Below are 22,267 nucleotides of genomic sequence, written 5' to 3'. Positions count from 1 at the left end.
ATTGCGCGCGGCAATCTCAGTGGATGGCGTTGAGCACCTCAAGGTGAGCGTTGACACTCTCGGCCAGCGCCCTCAAATGATAGCCACCCTCCAGGGTTGAGACAATACGGTCGTTGGCATGGTCGCTGGCCACGCTGGTGATCATTTCCGTCAACCAGCGGTAATCCTCTACTTCCAGGTTCAGCTCCGCCATCGGGTCCAGTCGGTGGCCGTCAAAGCCGGCGGAGACTAGCACCAGTTGCGGGCGGAAGTCCTGCAGCCGTTTCAGCCACGCTGCTTCCACGATCTTCCGGTACTCGTCTGCCGGAGTGCCTGCCTGGATGGGCGTATTGATGATGTTTTCCGCCTGGCGATGCACGTGGGAATGTGGGTAGAACGGATGCTGGAAACTGGAACACATCAGGATGCGTTCATCACCGCCCACGATATCCACCGTGCCGTTGCCCTGGTGTACGTCAAAATCAATAATCGCTACCCGCTCCAACTGGTGAAAGTTCAACGCCCGCATGGCGGCCAGCGCGATGTTGTTGTAGAAGCAGAAGCCCATGGATTTACTGCGTTCGGCATGGTGCCCGGGTGGCCTGGCGCACACAAACGCGTTGGTGAGCTGGCTGCTGAGCACCATATCGACCGCTTCAATGCTGGCGCCAGCGGCAAGTCGGGCGGCTCTCAGGGTGTCCGGCATCATGGCGGTATCGGGGTCGGTATACACCCGTCCCCTGGTGGGCTGCATCAGATCAAGTTGGTTCAGATAGCGTTCGGGGTGCACGGTCTGCAACTGGTCCCGGGTGGCTTCGTCAGGTCGCACCCAGTCGAGATCTTGCCCCAGGCCGGTGTCGGCCAGGTAACTGGTGATGGCTGCCAGTCGCTCGGGGCACTCAGGGTGCTCCGCCCCCATATTGTGTTTCATGCAGTCGTCGTGAGAGAAGAATCCCGTTGTCATACTGGTCCCGAACACTCTGGTTGTGCTTGTATTTTGTCCGATATTATCAGGGATAGACCGGGCTTTCTGCGTTTCTTTGGTCTTATGGCGGAGATAGCCGTTTTACATCGTCAGGCAAGCGCCTAAGATAAGGTGTACACACGCCCGGTCGACTCGAATCAAGGAGTGAAACTTGAGCACCCGTTATCTGGAAAGCCTTTTCAACCCGTCTTCTATTGTGGTGATCGGCGCCTCGGAACGGGCAGACAACCTCGGTGGCATGGTTCTGCGGAACCTACTCGGTGGTGGTTATCCCGGCCAGTTGATGGTGGTTAACCAGAACGATTACGACAACGTCCACGGCGTACCCTGCGTCAAGAAAGTATCCCGCATGGGGTTCAGCCCCGATCTGGCGATTATCTGTACCCCTCCGGATACCGTGCCGAAGATGATCAAGCGACTGGGCGAGGCAGGCGTCCGCACGGCTATTGTGATGACCGGCGGCATGTCCAGGAGCCACAGTAAAACCGGTCAGCCATTAATGTATTCGGTTCGCGATGCTGCGCGGGAGACCGGCATACGCGTGCTTGGCCCCAATACTATTGGGCTGATGGTGCCAGCCCGCAGCCTGAACGCCACCTACGCCCACATGGGCGCCATTCCCGGCAAGGTGGCGTTCGTGGGCCAGTCCGGCACCATCGCCAGTTCGGTAATCGACTGGGCGTTCGCCCGGGGTGTGGGTTTCTCATACTTCCTGACACTGGGCGATGGGATGGATATCGATCACGACGACCTGATTGATTATCTGGCCCAGGACAGCCAGACCCGAGCAATATTGCTGCACATTGAGAATATTCCCAATCCACGCCGCTTCATGTCCGCCGTACGTGTGGCTTCCCGCACCAAGCCGGTGATTGCCGTGAAAAGCGGCCGTGTGCCGGAATCGGAATGGTTCCCCCACGAGCTGCCCGCCGGGCTGACCCAGAGTGACCCCATATACGATGCTATGTTGCAGCGTGCCGGTGTGCTGCGAGTGGATGGGTTGGGGCAGATGTTTGATGCGCTGGAAACGCTGACACGAATGCGTCCCCTGCGGCGGGAAACACTGGCCATTATGGCCAACGGCGTTGGCCCTGGCGTACTGGCGGTAGACCGGTTGGCGTATCTGGGTGGTGAACTGGCAAAGCTGTCGGGCAAGTCGATTGATTCACTGGCGGAACTGCTGCCACCGTACTGGACCCGAAAGAATCCTATCGACCTCGGTTACGCCGCCTCACCGGAGCTCTACGCCAAAGCAATCAAGATTCTTGCCAAAGACCCGGAAGTGGCCAATGTTCTCGTGATGTACGCGCCCAGCCTGACCGAGGACAGCCTGCGGATTGCCGATGCGGTGGTGCAGGCTACCAAGGGCACGCGCTTGAACGTCTTCACCTGCTGGTTGGGGCAAAGTACGGTGCTGGATGCCCGCGATGAGTTTTATCGGGCGGGCTTACCGTCGTTCTTCAACCCTGAGAAGGCCGTTATGGCGTTCATGCAGCACGTGCGACACCAACGTGTGCAACGGTTGCTGACCGAAACGCCGGAGTCCTTTACCGACCACCTGGCCGACCATACCCAAACACGGCGTATCGTCGTGAATGCCATTCGCTCTGGTCGGGCGCATCTGTCCAACCAGGAAGCCCGCGACGTGATCCGGAATTACGGCATTAATGCCGTCGAGACCATGTATTGCGACGATATGGAGGAAGTGCTGGAGGTCTTCGCCGTGGAACGTCGTCCGGTGGACATCACGCTGATCCATGAACAGGCCTGTCATCCGCTTGTGGAGCTCAGCCCCGGACAGCGCCGTTACAAGGGCACGGTTCAGAAACTGAACAGTGAGGGGGCGATTATGGATTCCTGTCGCTTCCTGATGGACGAATACCAGAAACATTACCCTGACAGCGGTTTTCTGGGTTTTGCGGTGCAACGTTCCTACCAGCACGTCGGTGGCATCGAGTTCAGTGTGGGGATCACCCGGGACAAGTTGTTTGGGCCGCTGGTAGTCTGCGGCGCCTCGGGGGCGCATATCAACGTAATGACGGATCGACAGATTGCGTTGCCGCCGTTGAATATGGTGCTGGCCAGGGAGCTATTGCGGCGTACCTACATGTACAAGTTGCTGAAAGAACACAGCCTGAAGCCCGAGGAGGACATTCGCGCGGTCTCGGAAACCCTGGTGACTCTGTCCCAGATTGTGATCGATATTCCGGAGATTCGCGGGCTGGAGATCTCACCGCTGTTGTTCAACGACCAGGGCACGGTTGCGGTGAACGTGGCGATCGACCTGGCGGACAAGCCGGGGCGGCCGATTATCCAGCCGTACCCAAGGGAGCTGGAGGAGTGGATCGTGCTGCCGAAGTCCGGGCGCCGTGTCATCATTCGCCCGGTGCTGGCGGAAGACGAACCGGCGCACCGTGCGTTTCATGAACTCCAGTCCCCGGAGTCCATCCGTTACCGTTTTTTCCAGTACCGCAAGCACTTCTCCCGTGAAGACGTGGCCCAAATGGTGCAAATCGACTACGACCGGGAAATGGTCTTTATTGCCAATGCGCCAAGGGAGGACGGCGAGGGGGAGGAGACCCTGGGAACGGTGCGAACCTGGACCGATGCCGACAACCTGCGCTGTGAGTTCGCGGTGATGGTGCACGACAGGATGAAAGGCGAGGGACTGGGTGTGGCCCTGATGCAGAAGATGATCGACTATTGCCGTGCCAAGGGCACGGTGGAGATGGTGGGTGATGTGTTACCGGACAATCGTCCGATGCTGCAACTGGCTGAGCATCTGGGCTTCGAGATCCACTACAACACGGAAGAGGAAGTAATGGACCTGACGCTGGTACTGAACGAGCCGGAGAAGGATTGGCAGCGGGAACGCCTGGAACAGACGTCCCACTGAATATCCAGGTTCAGCTTTCTTCCACAATCGCGGAACGGTCTTCGCCGCCCAGGGCTTCCAGCAGGCCAGGAATCAGCCTGGCCAACTCCAGGGTCATCAGTGAAAATGCGGCGTCGAAGCGTGCTGCGGCGTCATCCGCATCCACATCGTCCAGCTTTTCCTGCAGGGTGTCGCCGAATTTCAGGCGACGGATGCCCAGTTCCTCGTCCAGCACGAATGACAGGTTGTCGTCCCAGGTGACAGACAGCTTGGTCACCTGCATGCCGGCGTCCAGATGACTGCGGATTTCATCACCCTGAAGATCCAGGCCTTTGCAGCGCACCACGCCACCGTCTTCGGATGTGTCTTTCAGTTCGCACTCGGTGCCCAGCTCGATGCTCACGGGTAGATCAATGGACTCGTTCAACCAGCCGGTGAAGGTGAAGGCGGGTGCCTGCTCCACGGCTGGCGGGCGAACGGGCAGGGAACCCAGGCTTTTGCGAAGTGTTGAGGCGAGATCTTCCGCCTGTTTGGAGGAGCCCGCGTCAACAACCAGTACACCGTCTGCCGGTGCCAGATAGGCGTAGCAGCGACGGTTCTTGGAAAATGCCCGGGGCAGCATTTCCAGCGTCACTTCTTCTTTCAGTTCGTCCTTTTCCTTGCGTCGCACCTTTCGGTGTTGTTCCGCTTCAATCATTTCAGCCTTCTCGTCCACCAGTTCCTTGATGACGGAGGCGGGCAGCAGCTTCTCTTCCTTGCGCAGGGCAATCAGGTGATAGCCGCCGGCGCTATGAACCAGCAGATCGCTGTGCTTACCCATGGGCGATACCCAGCCCTGGCGTGAGGTTTCCTGGGGACCACAGGGTTTGAAGGCGTCTTCCTGGAGTTTTTCTTCCAGGGCTTCGGCGGTTATTTCGAATGGCTTGGTAAAACGGAATACGCGGGCATTACGAAACCACATGGTCCGGATCCTTGTTGGTTATTCGATGATGGTGAGAGTCTGAAAAGGGTGGGGATGATACGGCCACGGGTCCGTGGCCGTAAAGTGACAATGCTGAAAACCTCATCTTGGGCAGTTAGAGATTCATAATCTCCACCATCACGGTCTTGATGATGAACCCCACCACGCCAGCACCGAGTATGGTGAACAAAATGATGGTGCCAAACCGCCCGGCCTGGGACTTTTTGGCCAGATCCCACACGATGAATCCCATCCAGACGATCAGGCCTGTGAGAAAGACCAGCATGGCGAGCTGGGAAAAAACGGCTTCACTCATTAATGTCTCCGGATTCAGTGAACGGTTTACGGCTTATCCCGTAGGAATACCCAGCTGTCCGCATCGGACTGCTCTTCGCTGAACCGGTAACCTTCCAGGTCAAAGCCTTTCAGGTCACTGGCCTGGGTGATGTTGTTCTGGATGGCGTAGCGACACATCAGGCCCCGGGCCTTTTTGGCGTAAAAACTGATCATCTTGTACTGGCCGTTTTTCCAGTCCTTGAACTGCGGTGTAACCAGGCGACCTTCAAGGTCCTTTTTGCGAACGCTCTTGAAGTATTCGTTAGAGGCCAGGTTTACCAGCACGCCATCATCAGCCTTCAACAAGCGGTTAAGCTCATCGGTGACCTTGCTGCCCCAGAATGCGTACAGATCCTTGCCCCGGCGGTTCTCGAACTTGGTGCCCATCTCCAGACGATAGGGTTGCATCAGGTCCAGCGGCTTGAGCACACCGTAGAGGCCGGACAGAATTCTCAGCCGCTTCTGGGCAATCTCGAATTCTTTCTCGCTGAAGCGTTCCGCATCCAGGCCGGTGTATACATCACCCTTGAAGGCAAGCACCGCCTGGCGGGCGTTATCCGGTGTGAAGGGGGTGTGCCAGGTGCGAAAGCGTTCAGCATTGAGCTGGCCGAGCTTGTCGCTGATCCCCATCAGGTTACTGATGTCATGGGGTTCCAGGTCTTTAAGCTGGTCTATCAGTTCACAGGCATCCTCGAGAAAGTCCGGCTGGGTTGTCTTTTGGGTCGCCAGCGGGCTCTCGTAGTCCAGTGTCTTGGCGGGGGATATCACCATCAACATGTCGGGCTGTCCTCATCGAAGAAAATTCATTAACTGGTCACTGGTGAACGGCCAGTCCAGTTCTTCACCGGTATCGTTACGGCGCAACACCGGAATCCGGGTGCCATAGCGTTCAACCAGTTTTTCGGACTGGGCAATGTCCACGGCGTCCACGGGCACCGGCTCCGGCATGGGCGTTCTGACCAATAGGGCTTCCGCCAGTTCGCACAAGTGGCATTGGGACGTGGTGTAGAAAATCAGTTCCATTATTTCGGCTGTGCGTCTATTTGTTGGCCATTCACGTCGTGGCTGTCCTTACCCATCAGGTACAGATACACCGGCATCAATTCCTCCGGTGCTGGATTCTGGTCCGGGTTCTCAGCCGGGTACGCGGTGGCTCTCATATTGGTACGGGTGGCGCCGGGGTTAAGACTGTTCACGCGGACGTTGTGGCGGTCGTCATCCAGCTCCTCTGCCAGCATCTGGCTCAGGCCTTCGATGGCGAATTTGGAAACGGCGTAGGCGCCCCAGTAGGGTTTGGCCCGGCGTCCGACGCCGGAGGCGGTGAAAATCACCGACGCATCGTCGGATTTGCGCAGTAACGGAATCATTGCCCGGCTCAGCAGGAAAGGCGCGGTGGCATTGACATGCATGACCTTGTTCCAGATTTCCGGATCGTACAGTTCGATCGGGCTGCGAGTGCCCAGAATGGCTGCGTTGTGGAGAAGCCCGTCGATCCGGTCGAAGTTGTCTTCAATGGTCATGGCCAGCTCTTCATACTCCTTCACCGCGGCGCCTTCAAAATTCAGCGGTACGATGGCTGGTTTGGGATGACCGGCCGCTTCGATCTCATCGTAGACGGATTCCAGTTTGGAGACGGTGCGGCCGACGAGAATGACGGTAGCGCCGTGAGCCGCATAGGCCTTTGCTGCAGCCCTTCCTATCCCGCTGCCGGCACCGGTCACCATGATGATGCGTTCTTTCAGTAGGTCGGCCGGTGCTTGATAGTCCTGCATTCTGAGTCTCCATTTGGGAAATGCTGAAATAGTGCTGCCATCGGCGCTATTGTAACAGTTTTGCCAGGTTGCTGACGGTGTCCGCAATAAGGTCGGCTTGCCACAGGTCAACGGTTTCCGGCTGCTCGATATAACCGTACCGAACCGCAATGGTTGTCATCCCGGCGTTGCGCCCGGCCTCGATATCGCGCTCATGGTCGCCCACGTATACGCCCGTTGTCGGTTCGACGCCCACTTCCTTGCAGGCAAGAAACAGAGCTTCTGGATGCGGCTTGCGGTGGGTGACATGGTCGGGGCAGACCACTGCTGCACAGCGGTTTGCAAGTCCCAGGGCTTCCACCAGCGGAACGGCGAAGCGAACCGGCTTGTTGGTGACAATGCCCCAGGGGATACCCCGTGCTTCGAGGCTTTTCAGCACGTTGTCCATGCCCTCGAACAGAGTGGTTTCCACGGCGACGCCGGCCTCGTAAAGGTCGAGAAACGCGGTGTGTTTTTCCAGGTAGTCGGGATGGTCCGGGTCGAGCCCGAAGCCAATCTTGATCATGGCCCGGGCCCCGTTGGAGACAGAGCGCCGGATATGCGGTGCGGGCAGGCCTGGTAAACCGTGAGAGAGTCGCAGCTCATTCAGGCAACGAATAAAGTCCGGTGCGGTATCGATCAACGTACCGTCCAGGTCAAACAGGACGGTCGACGGGGTTGCTGGCATGGCTGACTCTGGGGGTGTGGCGTTCACGACGGCGTACCGTCCTCTCGTGTGTCCATGGCGTGCATCATGTAGTTCACGTCCACATCCCGCCCCAGGCGGTAGGCTTTGGTAATCGGATTATAGGTCATGCCGGTCAGGTCGCGGATGTCCAGGCCAGCGTGGCGGAGATGGTCGGACATCTCGGACGGCCGGATAAACTTGCGCCACTCATGGGTGCCCTTGGGCAACAGGCGGAGCATATATTCCGCGCCGACGATGGCGAACAGGAACGATTTTGGATTGCGGTTGATGGTAGACACGAACAGATGCCCGCCCGGTTTGAGCATGGTGGCGCAGGCGCTGATCACCGACGCCGGGTCGGGTACATGCTCAAGCATCTCCAGGCAAGTCACCACATCGTATTGGCCCGCGTGTTCCGGGTCTTGCGCCAGCTCTTCCACAGTGATCTGACGGTAGTCCACCTCAATGCCGCTTTCCATACCATGGAGTCTGGCGACGGATAGCGGTGCTTCTCCCATATCAATGCCGGTGACATGGGCGCCACGCAATGCCATGCCCTCGGAGAGCAGGCCACCACCGCAACCGACATCCAGCGCGCGCTTACCGGCCAGGGGCGCGCGTTCATCGATGTAGTTGAGTCGCAGGGGGTTGATGTCGTGCAGAGGCCGGAATTCGCTGGTGGGGTCCCACCAGCGGCTGGCCAGTGCCTCGAACTTGGCGATTTCGTTCTGGTCTACGTTGTGGTTACTCATGTGCCGTTCTGCCTGGTCGCTGAGAGAGTGAGCGTCAACTGGTTTGCTGTTCGCGAATACGGTCGGCCCAGCCCTGGACGCGTAGCATCAGGTCCGGGACGTCAATGCGGGTGAGTTTGCCTTCCTGCACCTGGGGTACGCCGTTGATCCAGCTATGGCTTACCTGGCGGCCATGGTTGCTGTAAACCAGATGGGAGGCGGGATCATACACTGGCTGCAGGAACGGGTCGCCGAGATCCACGGCGATAATGTCCGCCAGTTTGCCAGCGGCCAACGATCCCAGCTCATGATCGCGCCCAAGAGCTCTGGCGCCCTGGATGGTCGCCATAGCCAGTGCCTCGTGGGCGGACAGTGCCGAGGCGTCGTCTGCGACCACCTTGGCCAGCATGGCGGCGGTGTTAAGCTCGCCGAACAGGTCCAGGTCATTGTTACTGGCCGCGCCATCCGTGCCAATGGCGACATTGACGCCGGCCTTGCGGAATGTTTGCACCGGGCTCAGGCCGCTGGCCAGTTTCAGGTTGGATTCCGGGCAGTGGATAACGTGGGCACCGGTCGCCTGGAGCAGCGCTATGTCTGACTCATCAATCTGCGTCATGTGCACGCACTGGGTGTTGGTCCCGAGTACTTTCAGCTCCGCCAGGCGGGCAGTAGGGCGCTTGCCGGACTTTTCCATGGCGTCCGCAACTTCGAAGGCGGTTTCATGCAGGTGAATCTGGATCGGGGCACCCGTCGCCTCCGATAGCGCTACGGCTTTTCTCAGTGGCTCGTCGGATACGGTGTAGGGCGCATGGGGGCCAATGGCCGGCATGATGAAGGCGTTGTCCTGCCACTGTTTTATGAACGCTTCGCCTTTGGACAGGTATTCATCCGGCCCGCTCCCCCAGGGTGTGGGGAAGTCCAGCAGCGGAAAGCAGATCTGCGCGCGCATGCCGGCGTCATGCGCAAGCTGGGCAACGATTTCCGGGAAGAAGTACATATCGGAAAACGTGGTGGTGCCGGTGCGCAGCATTTCCGCCATGGCAAGCTGGGTGCCATCGGCAATGAATGCTTCGCTGACAAACGCGCCTTCGGCGGGCCAGATATGGTCGTTAAGCCAGGTCATCAGGGGTAGGTCATCGGCCAAGCCACGGAACAGTGACATGGCGGCGTGGCCGTGCATATTGATGAGGCCGGGCAGCACCACATGGCTGGGAAGGTCGATCACTTCCTTGGCACGGAAGCGGGCATCCGCTTCGTCCTGCGATACGATGGCGGCAATCCTGTCACCCTGGACGAGAACCGCCTGATGTTCCAGAACCACATCGGCGGGCTCGATGGGAATCAGCCAGCGTGCGTTGATGCGAATGTCCGCTGCGGTAATGGTGTCTGCCGTCATTAACCCTACCTTTGTGCGTGCAGCCTGGAACGGAGCCACGCTGTCTTGAAATGTAGCCCGAAAGTATAGCGACCGGCCCGGTTGAGAACTACCCTGGGGGCTGAGTTTACCGTATTAACACAGGTATACTGCCGTTTTGTAACCCTCAGGAGTTAATGAATGAGTCGCGCCCCTGTTTCATCTGGTGACCGTGCTATCGGCACCGTAGCCATTCGCTGGCATGGCGGAAGTCTTGAATTGCTGGATCAGCGGCTGCTGCCGGACCAGGAACACTGGATTACGCTGGAGGGCTCCGCCGGGGTGGCTCAGAGTATCCGCAATATGGTGGTGCGTGGGGCGCCGGCGATCGGAATCAGCGCCGCGTACGGTGTTGCTCTTGCAGCCCGGCACGCTGGTGGCGGTGACTGGAAAGCGGAGATCAAGCAGGCCATTCGCGAACTGGCGGCCTCCCGGCCAACGGCGGTGAACCTGTTCTGGGCGCTGCAGAAAATGGAGCAGGTGTTCTCAGAATGTCACTCCCTGGAGGAGGCGGTAAAGCGCCTCTCCGAAACGGCGGTTCAAATCCATAAGGACGACCTGTCTGCCAATCTGGCAATGGCGGATTATGCACTGGCCCACATGGATGCCAGCAAACCGTTTTCGGTTCTGACCCACTGCAATACCGGGGCGCTTGCCACCGGCGGCTACGGCACAGCGCTGGGAGTGATCCGGCGTCTGCATGAGAAAAAGCTGTTGAAGGATGTGTTTGCCGATGAGACCCGGCCTTGGCTTCAGGGTAGCCGATTGACCGCCTGGGAACTGGCAAGGGATGGAATTCCGGTGACGCTCAACGCAGATGGGGCGGCGGCGTCGATACTAGCGGCGGGTCATGTGCGTTGGGTGATTGTCGGCGCGGACCGAATTACGGCCAACGGTGATGTGGCCAACAAGATTGGCACCTATAGCCTGGCGGTCCTGGCCCGGCATCATAAAGTCGGTTTTATGGTGGTGGCACCGTCCAGTACGGTGGATATGGCCCTCGCATCGGGGAAGGACATCCCGATTGAAGAACGCGAGGGGGAGGAGCTCAGGCAGGTTCGGGGCGTTCAGATCGCCCCCGCCGGCGTGAAGGCGTTTAACCCGGTGTTCGATGTGACGCCGGCCAGTCTGATCGACGTCATCGTCACTGAGAAGGGTGTGGTCAGCACCCCGAACCTGACCGGTATGGCGGGATTGTTTAGCTGAAACCCTTTACTGGCCTGACTTGCCGCTCAGCGTGTTCGCCTGGGCGGTGATCTGCTTGGGAGCCAGGATGGACGCCATGCGCTGATCCAGCTCAAGCATATCCGCCATGATGTTACCGCCTTCGCGGATAATGAAATCCAGTTCGTCGTCTGCGCCGTCTGGTTCCGCCGCCTGCTCGTCCTGCCAGTCGTCCAGCGCGTCCAGGCTTTCGAAGGCTTCTTCACCGTGTATGGCGCGGCGTGCGTTGGCGATGGTCAACCGGGTGCTCTCAATCTGTGACTGATATTCCTTGCGCTTTTCAAGGTTCAGGCTGACGTATTCCTGTTCGCGTTGTTGCTTCAGGAATTCGATTTCCTTCTGCAGCAAGCTGAACTCCGGGTTTTCCTCAAACCGGGTATCGTGGCGCTTCCGGAGTTCATCGATAACACCGCTGAAGTCGAAGTAGCGCGCATGTGGCACGGCTTCAATCTGGTCCCAGGGCAGGGCGTGGTCCAGCGCATCCTCGCCGATACGGGTCTTGTCCACGCGCGACGGAATTTCTATGTCCGGAATCACGCCTTTGTGCTGGGTCGAGCCGCCGGACACGCGGTAGAACTTGCTCTGGGTGATTTTCAGCTGGCCGTGATTCAGCGGCCGAACAGCCTGTACCGTGCCTTTTCCGAAGGTCTGGGAGCCAACCACAAGGCCCCGGCCGTAATCCTGGATGGCACCGGCAAAAATCTCCGAGGCGGAGGCACTCATTCGGTTGACCAGCACCACCAGCGGCCCGTCATAGGCAACGGATGGGTCCTCGTCGTTGAGTACCTGTACGTCGTTGTTGGAGTTGCGAATCTGTACCGTTGGGCCTTCCTCGATGAACAGGCCGACCAGGTCGTTGGCTTCATGAAGTGCGCCGCCGCCGTTATTGCGGAGGTCCATCACCACGCCATCGACGCCATCTGCCTTCAACTCGTCGATCAGTTTGCGAACATCCCGGGTGGTGCTTTTGTAGTTGGGATCGCCATCCTGCATCGCCTTGAAGTCGGCGTAGAAGGTGGGAATGTTAATGACGCCGATGCTGTAAGTGGTATTGCCGCGTTCGAACTCGATGACTTCCTTGCTGGCGCTTTGTTCCTCCAGCTTCACTTTGTCCCGCTCAATGGCGATGGTTTCAGTGACGGTTTCATCCGGGGCATCGGCGGGGATGACTTCCAGGGTCACCGTGGATTCGCGGGGGCCGCGAATCAGATCCACAACCTCGTCGAGGCGCCAGCCGATGACGTTGACGGGCTTTTCCTCGTCGTCCTGTTTGACCGACACGATACGGTCTGCCGGCTCAAGCTGGCCTTGCTTTGAGGCAGGCCCACCCGGTACCAGGCGAACCACCTTGGTGTATTCGTTGTCTGATTGCAGCACTGCGCCGATGCCCTCGAGGGACAGGCTCATGTTGATATTGAAATTCTCGGACGTGCGCGGTGAAAAGTAGGAGGTATGCGGGTCCCACATGCCCGCGAAGGCGTTCATGTAAGCCTGGAACGCGTCCTCGCTACGTGCCTGGTAGGCGCGCTTCAACTGGCCTTCATAGCGCCGCTGCAGAGCCTCCTTGATGGATTCGTCATCGGAATCGTTGAGGCGTTGTGCCAGGACGGCGTTCTTGATCCTTTTTACCCACAGGTCGTCCAGTGCTTCCCTGTCGGCGGCCCAATCGGCGTCGGAGCGGTCCAGCAGGATGCGTTCGTCGGCACTGAAGTCGAGCTTGTCGATGCCGTTGTCGATCAGGTCGAGAGCGAACTCGAGGCGTTCAATGATGCGTTGCTGAACCAGGTTGTAGATATCAAAACCCGGTTGCAGTTGACCGGTTTTGAGCGCCGATCCGAGCCCAAGCCGAATCGCACTGAGCTTGTCGATGTCTTTCTGTGTCAGGTAGACGCGCTGGCCATCCAGGTAGTCAAGATAAGCGTCAAACACATCCCCAGACAGCGAGTCGTTAATGCTCAAATCGCGGAAGTGGGTGAACTGCAATTGGCGGGCAATCAATATGTTGGCGCGAGCCTGCTCCACCGTTGGAGACACCGGCTGGTAGACCTTGTCGGTATCCAGATTGGCCGATACAGGCACAGCGAGTGCGAGCGTGAGAGCCAGGGCAAAGGTTTTTTTGCCGGGCATGACTCCACCCATGGTCGTGCTGTAACGGGTGACAAATCGTTCCGCGATGCTCATAAGCTTTGTTACCTGACGGTGTGGACGATACCCTGCGCTGCGGAGAGGGACCCATGATGAGCGGCCGCTGGCAGTTGATTAAGCGCTTTTTGGGTATCGCTGGATTGGCTCATGGTTTTATTGTAGGCAAGCACAGAACCGGTTGCCATAGTGGGGAAGTTTCGATACGTGACAATCTGTCCATGAAGTCGTCAGATTTGTGAACGCGGGGGCCGGCGGAAAGCCAGCGAGAAACCTTTGGTGACCCCCTTGCCGGAGCGCGCAGGTGCAGCTCCGGCAAGGGAAGGGGTTGATTACTCGAAGACCGCGTTGCGTTCTGCCTTGTCCAGCAACAGACGGGGTGGGTTGAATCGCTCACCAAAGCGCTTGGCCAGGACTTTTGCCCGTTCTGCAAAGGCTCTGACACCGTATTGGTTGATGAACTGGATGGCACCGCCGGTCCAGGGGGCAAAGCCAATACCGAATATACTGCCGATGTTGGCGTCTTCAACGGTCCGGAGTACGCCTTCTTCCAGGCAGCGTACGGTTTCGATGGCCTGGATGAACAGGATGCGGTCTTTCAGCTCCTGGAGGTCCGTGTTCCGGGCTTTTTCCCGATCGACAAACAGTGTGTCCAGTTCCGGCCAGAGGTGCTTTTTCCCGGATTGCGGATACTCGTAGAAGCCGGCACCGGCGGCCTTGCCCTTGCGGTCGTGGCTGCCGACCATCTGGTCGATGACGGCTTCCGCCGGGTGCGCGTTCCAGGTTTGACCGGCCGCTTCCGTGTCTTTTTTGCTCTGGTCGCGGATATGTTGCATAAGGGTCATGCTGACTTCATCAGAAATCGCCAGCGGGCCGACCGGCATGCCGGCCAATACGCCTGCGTTTTCGATGCTGGACGGATGGATACCTTCACCCAGCATGGCGATGCCTTCATTGACGAAGGTGCCAAACACCCGTGAGGTGAAGAACCCGCGGCTGTCGTTGACCACAATGGGGATCTTGCCGATCTGCTGGACGTAATCAAAGGCGCGGGCGAGGGTGTCGTCAGATGTTTTCTCACCCACGATGATTTCCACCAGTTGCATCTTGTCCACCGGCGAAAAGAAGTGCAGCCCAATGAATTTTTCGGGCCGAGCCGAGGCCTTGGCCAATTGGGTAATGGGAATGGTGGAGGTGTTGGACGCAAAGAGACCGTTCCCGGCCAGTTTCGCTTCCGCTTCCTGGGTGACTTTTGCTTTCAGGTTGCTGTCTTCAAAAACGGCCTCGATGACCAGATCGCATCCTTCCAGGTCGTCCGCGGAACCAGTGGCCTTAATGCGGTTCAATATCTCGGCTTTCTGTTCTTCCGTCATGCGCCCACGGCTGACTTTTTTCGCCAGCAGTTTCTCGGAATAGGCCTTGCCTTTTTCCGCGTTTTCCGTGGAAACGTCCTTGAGGACCACATCCAGGCCTCGGGTTGCGGTGGAGTAGGCGATGCCCGCGCCCATCATGCCGGCGCCAAGGACGCCCACTTTGCGGAAGGTTTCCTTCTCAACACCCTGCGGGCGGCTTTCGCCGGCGTTGACCGCGTTAAGCTGAAACCAGAAAGTGCCGGTCATGTTCTTGGCGACCTGACCAATAACCAGTTCCGCGAAATAGCGGGTTTCGATCAGGCTGCCATTGTCGAAGTCCACTTGGGCACCTTCCACGGCGGCGGACAGGATACGCTCCGGGGCGGGGTAGCAGCCTTTGGTTTTCTGCTTGAGCATTGCCGGCGCAATAGCCAGTTTCTGGGCCATGGCGGGGTGGTGAGGCGCGCCGCCAGGAAACTTGAAGCCTTTCTGGTCCCAAGGCTGCTGGCTCTTTGGATTGGCGTCGATAAAGGCCCGTGCCTTGGCCATCATGTCGTCGGTGGACGAGGCCAGTTCATTAACAATGCCGGCCTTAAGCGCCGCTTTTGGGTTTACCTTTTTGCCTTCCATCAGGAAGGGGAAGGCCGCTTCCAAACCGATCATACGGGGCAGGCGTTGAGTGCCGCCGCCACCGGGCAACAGTCCAAGGGTGACTTCCGGAAGGCCCAGTTGAATCTTGTCTTCGTCCAGAACAACCCGGTGATGGCACGCCAGGCAGATTTCCAGACCACCACCGAGGGCAGAGCCATTGATGGCTGCCACGATGGGTTTGCCGCTGGTTTCGAGGACGCGCATCTCGGCTTTCATGCCGTTGACCATGTCTTCAAAGGCACCGGCGTCTTCCCGGGTTACTTTGTACAGCTCTTTCAGGTCACCGCCGGCAAAGAAGGTTTTCTTGGCGGAGGTGACAATAATGCCGCGGATATTGTCGAGATCGCTTTTAACCTTGCCCACTGTCTCCGTCAGTGCCGCTCGAAAATCGGCGTTCATGGTGTTGGCGGACTGGCCGGGCATGTCGATGGTCAGGGTCAGGATCTGGTCTGAACCCAGGTCGTAGTGAATGGCGCTCATAGTTGGTTCTCCTCTCAGAATCAGTCGTCGGCTCAGACGCGCTCAATGATGGTGGCAATACCCATTCCACCACCCACACACAGGGTGGCCAGGCCGTAGCGCAGTTCTCTCCGCTCCAGTTCGTCGAGCAGGGTGCCCAGGATCATAGCGCCAGTGGCCCCCAGTGGGTGGCCCATGGCGATAGCACCGCCGTTCACGTTCACTTTTTCGTCCGGAACCGACAACTCCTTCTGGAAGCGCATCACCACGGAGGCAAACGCTTCGTTTACTTCGAACAAGTCGATCTGGTCGACTGTCATGCCAGCTTTTTCCAGCGCCTTGCGAGCCGCCGGGGCAGGGCCGGTCAGCATGATAGTGGGGTCGGTGCTGGTGACCGCTGTGGCCAGGATACGTGCTCGGGGTTTGAGCCCCATGGCCTTGCCCTTGGCTTCGCTGCCAATAAGGAGCGCCGTGGCGCCATCCACAATGCCGGAGGAGTTGCCGGCATGATGTACGTGATTGATTTTCTCCACGTAGTGGTATTTTTCCCGGGCGACGCCGTCGAAGCCCATTTCACCCATCATCTGGAACGAGGGCTTGAGGCTGGACAGGGATTCCACCGTGGTGTTGCCGCGTACATGCTCGTCACGATCCAGGATCATCACGCCATTCTGGTCGGTAACCGGAACGATGGACTTTGAAAAATAGCCTTTTTCCCAGGCGTTGGCGGCCTTTTGTTGTGACTTCACCGCAAACCCGTCTACATCCTCCCGGCTAAAGCCTTCCAGTGTTGCAATCAGGTCCGCGCCGATGCCCTGTGGCATGAAGCCAGTGTGCAGGTTGGTGGCCGGGTCCGTGGCCCAGGCACCGCCATCGGAACCCATGGGAACGCGAGACATGCCTTCAACACCGCCGGCAACCACCAGGTCTTCCCACCCGGAACGAACCTTCATCGCCGCCAGGTTGACGGCCTCAAGGCCGGATGCACAGAATCGGTTCAGGGTGACACCGGCTACAACTTCGTCCCAGTCCGCGGCCAGGGCGGCGGTTTTGGCAATATCCGCACCCTGGTCGCCAACCGCGGTCACGCAGCCCATAACGATGTCGTCCACCTGGGCGGTGTCCAGGCTGTTTCTCTCCTGTAGCGCCTTGAGAACGGTGGTCAGCAGGGTAATGGGTTTAACGCTGTGCAGGGCACCGTCTTTCTTGCCGCGCCCCCGGGGCGTACGAACCGCATCGAAGATATAGGCTTCGGTGGTCATTTCCTGTCCTCTGTTGGTCGTTGACTCAGTAATAGCATCGCGAAGGTTAACCATAGCGGGTCCTGACGGGTAAGCGTAATGACGAGCACTGCCAATCGAATTGGCGAAACTGCTCACTCCGGTCATGACAATTTCAGGGTAGGGTTCTATGGTGTAGACAGGTACCCAACAAGCAGGAGCAAGGCGATGTCCCTGAGAGATGCCATCGATAACTTTTACGAGCCGCTGGTTGCGGAAGCCATTGATGAAACGAGAGGGGATGGTGACAGCCAGGACTACCTGACCGACGTGATGTGTGTGGCGCTGAATCGGCTACCAGCCAAATACTACCGCCACAGCATCGATATGATGTTCTACCTCGCCGACGGCGAACTCGAGACCATGAAAAAACAGGCCCTGACCGCCGTTCGGGAGGCCAGGGAGTTTGTGAGGAGCCATCAGCGTGAATAGAGAGCCATCAGCGCGAATAAAGAGCCATCAGCGGGACGATTAACTCTCGCGCAGTACAGCCTCCAACGCCTTGCCAAGCCGTTCAGCCAGGGGCTCACTGACAACATCCACTGGTTGAACCACACACCAGTTGGCAACCAGCATTTCCAGTTGCCTTGATTTGTCGCTGTCCGAAGAAGCGTTGCCCATGCCTTTGGCAAGTCGCTGTACCTGAATTTCCATGCGACGGCCCTGGTCTTCCGCCGGTGACGGCACTTCCGCCAGTATCTCCGCCCGAATCACCAGTTCTACCGGGTCTGGCTGGCCCACATCGGCAGCCAGACCGGCCCAATGCTGTGGCAGTGCCTCGCTGTCCAGGGTGCTTGAACTCCGGGCGTTGATCCAAGTTTTCCAGGTATCTATCTGATCCTGCAGCTGGCGGGTCGAAACCAGCCCTGAAAGGCGACTGCGTTCCTGGCTGACTCGCTCTTTGCTGCCCGCAGACAATGGCTCGTTTCTGAGCGAGTCAAGTTCAGCCAGTGTCGCTTTGAGCACATCAAGGCTGCTATCGGAGCCCGCCGATTGGCAGGCTTCAAGCACCGGCCCCGCTTTTTCATCCGCCTCACGGGAAAGCTGTTCCTGCTCATTCTTGCGGGCATCCCTTCGCGCGAAGATCTGGTCGCAGGCTTTGCGGAACGCTTGCCACAGTTTTCGGTCTTCGCGGTGTCGGGTAATGCCAATGCTCATCCACTCTGTTTGCAGGGCTTTCGCCTGGCTCATGGCATCGCCCAGGGGCTCGTGTTCAATCAGGGCTTCCGCTCGCTCAACAATGCCCTGTTTAAGAGCTTCGTTCTTCTTACGCTCGGTATCCAGCGGCGCCTCGAGCTGTTTCAGCAGGTCGTCGAACCGTTTCTGAACCGGGCGATTGTCGCGAAATTCCACGGGCCAGGCCGCTTTCCACTCTTCACGTGCGGTCTGGTGTATGCGTTCGGCCGCTTTCCAGTCAATGTTATTCCAGTCGGCGTTGTCGAGGAATGTGCCCAGCTGATCGCAAATCGTCTTGCGGGTTTCCAGGTTTGCCTGTTTCAGCCCGGACTTGGCAGAGAAATAGGCCTTGCAGGGCTCATAAGCCTGATCCGAGGCCTGCTTGAACCGTGACCACAAGTCGCGATCGGAAGAACCTCCCAAACCCCGCCACTCATTCTGCAGTTCCTTGATTCGCTCAGCCTTGGCTTCCGGTTCCATGGGCTGGTTTGCCAGGTATTCCATCTGTTCGCAGAGCGACTCCTGTTTCGGGCGCGTTGCAAAGCCCTGCCAGTCTGTCAGTTCGCGAAGCTGGCCTCCGAGCAGGTGCATTCGTGGTTGCAGTGATTTGCCGTGGCGATGATCAAGGCCTTTTGCGAGTTGTTGTGCGGCCTTGAAGTGCTGGCGGGACTCCTTCAACTGCTTGGCTTCGAGAGCTTCCTCCAGCTTATCCAACACCTGCCGAAGCGAATCAGCCAAGGCCTTCTGTTCTTCCGAGTCTGGCTTGTTGGTTTTTGCAGGGCGGGGTTTTCCCGCAAGGCGATTCAGAGCGTCCAGCAAGGTGGGGCGCCTGAAATCGCGGGGCCAGTCGACGGTTTCCAGTATCACCCTGGCTTGATCGGTCTGCTTGCTATCATCGGTGTCACTGCTGTCGGTGGCTTGCAACGCCATGATCTCGTCGCGGTGCTGGCCGAGGCGCTTGACTGCGGATATATAACTCCGCAGCGACTGCATCAGGTTCTCGTAGGTTTTCTGTTCCTGTTTCTCCACCTGGGTGTCCCGGGTGGCTTCCAGCCAGCGGTTCTCCTGGGTTTTCTGCAAGGCATCCAGGGAGGCCAGGGAGGGTTCCAGGTCCGGATCCTGATGTTTCAGTTCGTCAAGGGTGTCTTCCAGTAAGGACAACGTTTCCGCCCGTTGGCTCTTTTGCTCTTGCTGATGCCTCAGCTGATCCTTTTCGGCCTGCATCTCGCGCAGCCGTTCGCGGCATTGGTGAACAGCCTGCAGGAACTCCGTGGTTTGTTCCTGTGAGGCCTGAGCTTCAACATCAGCCCACTTTTGGAGGAGTGCGTCCAGACGCGCCTCAAATAACTTCGTGTCGTCGCTGCGGGCCTGCTCAACCGCATGACGCACGATGGTTTGAATGGTTTCGGCCAGTTTTCGTTGTCGATCTTCGTCGTCGCGAATACGTTGCAGCTTCTGGCGAACGATTTGATAGACCCCTTTGTCCTTGCCTTTGGCAAGCTTCTGGACGCGCTGCAGGGTGGCTTTTTCTGTCAGTGCTTCCGCCGCCTCGCTGCGTATACCAGCTGTCAGGCCGCCAATGGCCAGTTCCTCGAGTTCGCCTTCGGACGGGTTGGCTTTCAGTGCTTCTGCCTGCAGCTCTCGTTGGTCATCCTGCCTGCTTGTCTTGTCGGCCTCTTCCTTCGTAGCTTCCTTGCGAGGGGTAACGGCAGTCGCGGTTGCTTTGCGATTTCCAAACAGTTTCTGGATGAATGCGGCCATGGGGTTATCCTTTGATATTGAAACCAGTTCCCGGTGCCGGCAAAGTAAGCAGGCACCAGCCATCGGCGTTGTCCGGAGTTCCGGGTGCCGGGTACGTCAGCTGATCGATCCATGGAATTGAACGGTCAGCTGTATCAGGTGGGGGCTAGTCTAGCGTTTTGTCGGCATTTGCGGGAAGAGTCTGAATGGGAAAAGCATCAAATCCGGAAGATCAGGACCACAAGGCGCGTTCCGCCGCGTTGCGACTGCTCGCCAGACGGGAGCACAGCCGTTTGGAACTCGCGCTTAAGCTCAAGCAGAGGAAGATCGAATCGGATGTTATTGAGCAGGTTCTGGACGACTATGAAACCGAAGGTTGGTTGAGTGATGAGCGATTCGCGGAGGTCTATGCCCGGCAGCGGATGGATCTGGGCTACGGGCCGCTGAGAATCCAGGCTGAACTCCAGCAAAGGGGTATCCAGGAGACGCCGTCCTGCGTCCGGGAAATGAACGACACGGACTGGTCCGACCGGGCGACGCTGCTTCGGGAGAAGCGGTTCGGGCTCAGCGATATCCGCGATGACTGGGATGAAAAAGCTCGCCAGGCCCGCTTTCTTGCCCGTCGGGGGTTTTCCTCCGAGCACGTGGAAAACGCGCTTGAGCAACGGCTATAGCGTTGGTGGGACGAAACCGAATTCCTCTGGCAGCGACGCCCTGATGTCGCTGTTGTTTTCCTTGCCATCGACGGGCCCGACAATCTTTTCCATACCCTCCAGCTCTTTGAACCAGGGCTTTTCCTCAGTTTCCGCTACCTTTGTTGGCTCCGTCAGCCAGGCCAGGAAATCGTAGTAGCGGCGTATGTTCTGAACGTAAATCACCGGTTCATGCCCCCTGGCGTAGCCAAACCGCGTTTTGGAATACCATTCCTTCTGGGCCAGCAGAGGCAGGAATTCCTTGACGTCCATCCAGCGGTCAGGGTTTCTGCCGGCCCCCTCGGTCAGTCTGCGGGCATCCTCCACGTGCCCCCAGCCAACGTTATAGGAGGCGAGGGCAAACCAGGTCCGGTCCGGTTCGGGAATGCGATCGGGGACCCGGCTATGCACGATGGTGAAATACTTTGCGCCACCCTGGATGCTTTCCTCGGCATCGAGACGATTATTGATGCCGATATGGCTGGCTGTGTTCCGCGTTAACATCATCAGGCCGCGAACACCGGTCGGCGAGACTGCATTAGGGCGCCAGTGGGACTCCTGGTAGCCCATGGCGGCCAGCAGTCGCCAGTCCAGTTCGTAGGTCTTGGCGTAATCGCGAAACAGGCTTTCGTACTTGGGCAGGCGGTTTTCCACGTGATGAACAAAGGTCCGCGCGCCAACATAGTCCAGGCGGTCGAGATGACCGTAGAATCGCTCGGAAATATGCGCCAGTGTGCCGTCGTCCCGCAGCTCCTGAATAAACTGTTCTGCGGCATTGGCCAGACTCTGGTCCTGCTCGCTGGGAAAGAGCCACAGTAATGGTTCGGGCTCTCCGAGGCTGAACGCGCTCTTGACCTTCGGGAAGAACACATGGTTCAGCTCGAGTTCGTTGGAGGATACGATGGCCAGCGGGAACTCGCCGGACTCCACGCGTGAGAGGATGCCAGCCGCGTCCAGGCCGGCGTGCATGGTCCACTGCAGGCCGCTGTTGTTGGCGCTGAACTGTTCCAGTTGGTGTTCGTGATTGCTGTCCGCCACCAGATGAATAGTCTGCCCCTCAAGATCCTCCAGGGATTCCGGGCGGTCAACTTCGCGGTTATAGACCACCACGGATTCGGCTTCGATGCCGTTGGCAACCTTCTGGTAGCGCTGCTGAAAATCGGGGCGCGAGGACAGTCCTGCCAGACCGATGTGGGCGTAGTCCTGATCGAGTATCGACAGCACGCTGGTGTTGTCCTTCGCAACGCGAACCTTGAGCTCAACGCCCAGGTCCTCTGCGAACAGGCGCGCCAGTTCGTAGTCATAACCAGTGGGGCCATCACGGCCTTCAAAATAAACCGATGGCGCATTCCGGGTGATAACGTGGAGCACACCCTCGGAACGGATCTCCTGAAGAGTGCTTGGCCTTGAGCATCCTGCAACTGTCAGGATTATTGACAGTAGGCAGGTGTATTTCGCGATGGCCGTGTACGGCTGACGACGGTTCTTAGGCAAATTCCTGAACTCCCTTGATGCAGGACGCTGAGTGTTACGGTGTTTCCCCTGATGTCCGATCACTCCCTGCTACCTCGCTCGCACTTCTTGCGTTACTAAAAAGCAGCAAGTGGCATGCCAGCACAGCTTTGGGGAGTTTAACCGATGTTCACTCAATACGGAGCCTCCCTGGCTCATCTGTAATGATCCCCGGTCGTACTGGGGTGGTCAATGAATCTGCTCAGTTAATGTGCAAAACAATGTAAATTATAGCGGCCGGTTTATAACCTTTTGACGCTGTATCCCGGTGCGTGTTTCA

Annotated in this window: 18 protein-coding genes; 4 read left to right on the top strand and 14 right to left on the bottom strand. The window is 58.2% G+C overall.

All coding sequences use genetic code 11. The features are described from left to right. Positions 1-16 precede the first annotated feature (16 nt). On the bottom strand, positions 17-943 hold the full coding sequence (locus SIC19_RS02100; RefSeq protein WP_075194580.1) for a histone deacetylase family protein: 927 nt from the start codon (positions 941-943) through the stop codon (positions 17-19). Positions 944-1,115: 172 nt separating this feature from the next. Here SIC19_RS02100 and SIC19_RS02095 point away from each other — a divergent pair, with 172 nt between their 5' ends. After that, on the top strand, positions 1,116-3,860 hold the full coding sequence (locus SIC19_RS02095; protein WP_036206438.1) for a GNAT family N-acetyltransferase: 2,745 nt from the start codon (positions 1,116-1,118) through the stop codon (positions 3,858-3,860). Positions 3,861-3,870: 10 nt separating this feature from the next. Here the strand turns inward: SIC19_RS02095 and rdgC are convergent, their stop codons facing one another. The 8 genes from rdgC to SIC19_RS02055 form a co-directional block, all read right to left on the bottom strand. Beyond that, positions 3,871-4,800: a recombination-associated protein RdgC gene (gene rdgC, locus SIC19_RS02090; RefSeq protein WP_075194581.1), complete on the bottom strand. Its 930-nt coding sequence runs from the start codon at positions 4,798-4,800 to the stop codon at positions 3,871-3,873. A gap of 115 nt (positions 4,801-4,915) precedes the next feature. After that, positions 4,916-5,116, bottom strand: coding sequence for a DUF2788 domain-containing protein (locus SIC19_RS02085; protein ID WP_036206443.1), 201 nt, complete (start codon positions 5,114-5,116; stop codon positions 4,916-4,918). A gap of 26 nt (positions 5,117-5,142) precedes the next feature. After that, positions 5,143-5,913, bottom strand: a complete 771-nt coding sequence (gene yaaA, locus SIC19_RS02080; protein ID WP_041334634.1) for a peroxide stress protein YaaA — start codon at positions 5,911-5,913, stop codon at positions 5,143-5,145. Between the two features lie 12 nt (positions 5,914-5,925). Next, positions 5,926-6,159: a glutaredoxin family protein gene (locus SIC19_RS02075; RefSeq protein ID WP_007151668.1), complete on the bottom strand. Its 234-nt coding sequence runs from the start codon at positions 6,157-6,159 to the stop codon at positions 5,926-5,928. After that, complete coding sequence (locus SIC19_RS02070; protein WP_036206452.1) at positions 6,159-6,908, bottom strand: YciK family oxidoreductase; 750 nt, start codon at positions 6,906-6,908, stop codon at positions 6,159-6,161. The genes SIC19_RS02075 and SIC19_RS02070 overlap by 1 nt, the downstream gene beginning before the upstream one ends. A gap of 46 nt (positions 6,909-6,954) precedes the next feature. Next, positions 6,955-7,614: an HAD-IA family hydrolase gene (locus tag SIC19_RS02065; RefSeq protein WP_127400894.1), complete on the bottom strand. Its 660-nt coding sequence runs from the start codon at positions 7,612-7,614 to the stop codon at positions 6,955-6,957. Positions 7,615-7,637: 23 nt separating this feature from the next. Next, the gene (gene ubiG / locus SIC19_RS02060) at positions 7,638-8,366 is read right to left on the bottom strand and encodes a bifunctional 2-polyprenyl-6-hydroxyphenol methylase/3-demethylubiquinol 3-O-methyltransferase UbiG (protein WP_041334640.1); all 729 of its coding nucleotides are present in this window, start codon (positions 8,364-8,366) and stop codon (positions 7,638-7,640) included. A 34-nt stretch (positions 8,367-8,400) separates the two neighbouring features. Beyond that, positions 8,401-9,741: a TRZ/ATZ family hydrolase gene (locus SIC19_RS02055; RefSeq protein ID WP_036206461.1), complete on the bottom strand. Its 1,341-nt coding sequence runs from the start codon at positions 9,739-9,741 to the stop codon at positions 8,401-8,403. A gap of 159 nt (positions 9,742-9,900) precedes the next feature. Between SIC19_RS02055 and mtnA the strand changes: the two genes are divergently transcribed. Further along, on the top strand, positions 9,901-10,965 hold the full coding sequence (mtnA, locus tag SIC19_RS02050) for an S-methyl-5-thioribose-1-phosphate isomerase (protein WP_075194582.1): 1,065 nt from the start codon (positions 9,901-9,903) through the stop codon (positions 10,963-10,965). A 6-nt stretch (positions 10,966-10,971) separates the two neighbouring features. On the opposite strand, the gene SIC19_RS02045 is transcribed toward mtnA, so the two are convergent. The 3 genes from SIC19_RS02045 to SIC19_RS02035 form a co-directional block, all read right to left on the bottom strand. Next, entirely contained in the window at positions 10,972-13,164 is a 2,193-nt protein-coding gene (locus SIC19_RS02045) for a carboxy terminal-processing peptidase (protein WP_075194583.1), read from the bottom strand. A 293-nt stretch (positions 13,165-13,457) separates the two neighbouring features. Then, positions 13,458-15,608, bottom strand: a complete 2,151-nt coding sequence (locus tag SIC19_RS02040) for a 3-hydroxyacyl-CoA dehydrogenase NAD-binding domain-containing protein (RefSeq protein ID WP_075194584.1) — start codon at positions 15,606-15,608, stop codon at positions 13,458-13,460. Positions 15,609-15,640: 32 nt separating this feature from the next. After that, positions 15,641-16,849: an acetyl-CoA C-acetyltransferase gene (locus SIC19_RS02035; RefSeq protein ID WP_075194607.1), complete on the bottom strand. Its 1,209-nt coding sequence runs from the start codon at positions 16,847-16,849 to the stop codon at positions 15,641-15,643. A gap of 186 nt (positions 16,850-17,035) precedes the next feature. Here SIC19_RS02035 and SIC19_RS02030 point away from each other — a divergent pair, with 186 nt between their 5' ends. After that, on the top strand, positions 17,036-17,299 hold the full coding sequence (locus SIC19_RS02030) for a late competence development ComFB family protein (protein ID WP_126810335.1): 264 nt from the start codon (positions 17,036-17,038) through the stop codon (positions 17,297-17,299). Positions 17,300-17,338: 39 nt separating this feature from the next. Here SIC19_RS02030 and SIC19_RS02025 read toward each other — a convergent pair whose 3' ends face one another. After that, positions 17,339-19,804: a DUF349 domain-containing protein gene (locus SIC19_RS02025; protein ID WP_127400896.1), complete on the bottom strand. Its 2,466-nt coding sequence runs from the start codon at positions 19,802-19,804 to the stop codon at positions 17,339-17,341. 185 nt (positions 19,805-19,989) lie between these two features. On the opposite strand from SIC19_RS02025, the gene SIC19_RS02020 reads away from it, so the two are divergent. Next, positions 19,990-20,457 (top strand): regulatory protein RecX, encoded by a 468-nt coding sequence (locus SIC19_RS02020; RefSeq protein ID WP_085681149.1) that lies wholly within the window; start codon positions 19,990-19,992, stop codon positions 20,455-20,457. Here SIC19_RS02020 and mltF read toward each other — a convergent pair. Further along, positions 20,452-21,846: a membrane-bound lytic murein transglycosylase MltF gene (gene mltF, locus SIC19_RS02015; protein ID WP_319830334.1), complete on the bottom strand. Its 1,395-nt coding sequence runs from the start codon at positions 21,844-21,846 to the stop codon at positions 20,452-20,454. The genes SIC19_RS02020 and mltF overlap by 6 nt on opposite strands. Positions 21,847-22,267: the final 421 nt, after the last annotated feature.

Origin of the sequence: Marinobacter sp. MIT930201 (assembly GCF_047122665.1) — a bacterium.
Lineage (GTDB): Bacteria > Pseudomonadota > Gammaproteobacteria > Pseudomonadales > Oleiphilaceae > Marinobacter > Marinobacter salarius.
Note: the sequence above shows the minus strand (reverse complement) of the source record. Positions and strands in the feature narration are given on the sequence as shown.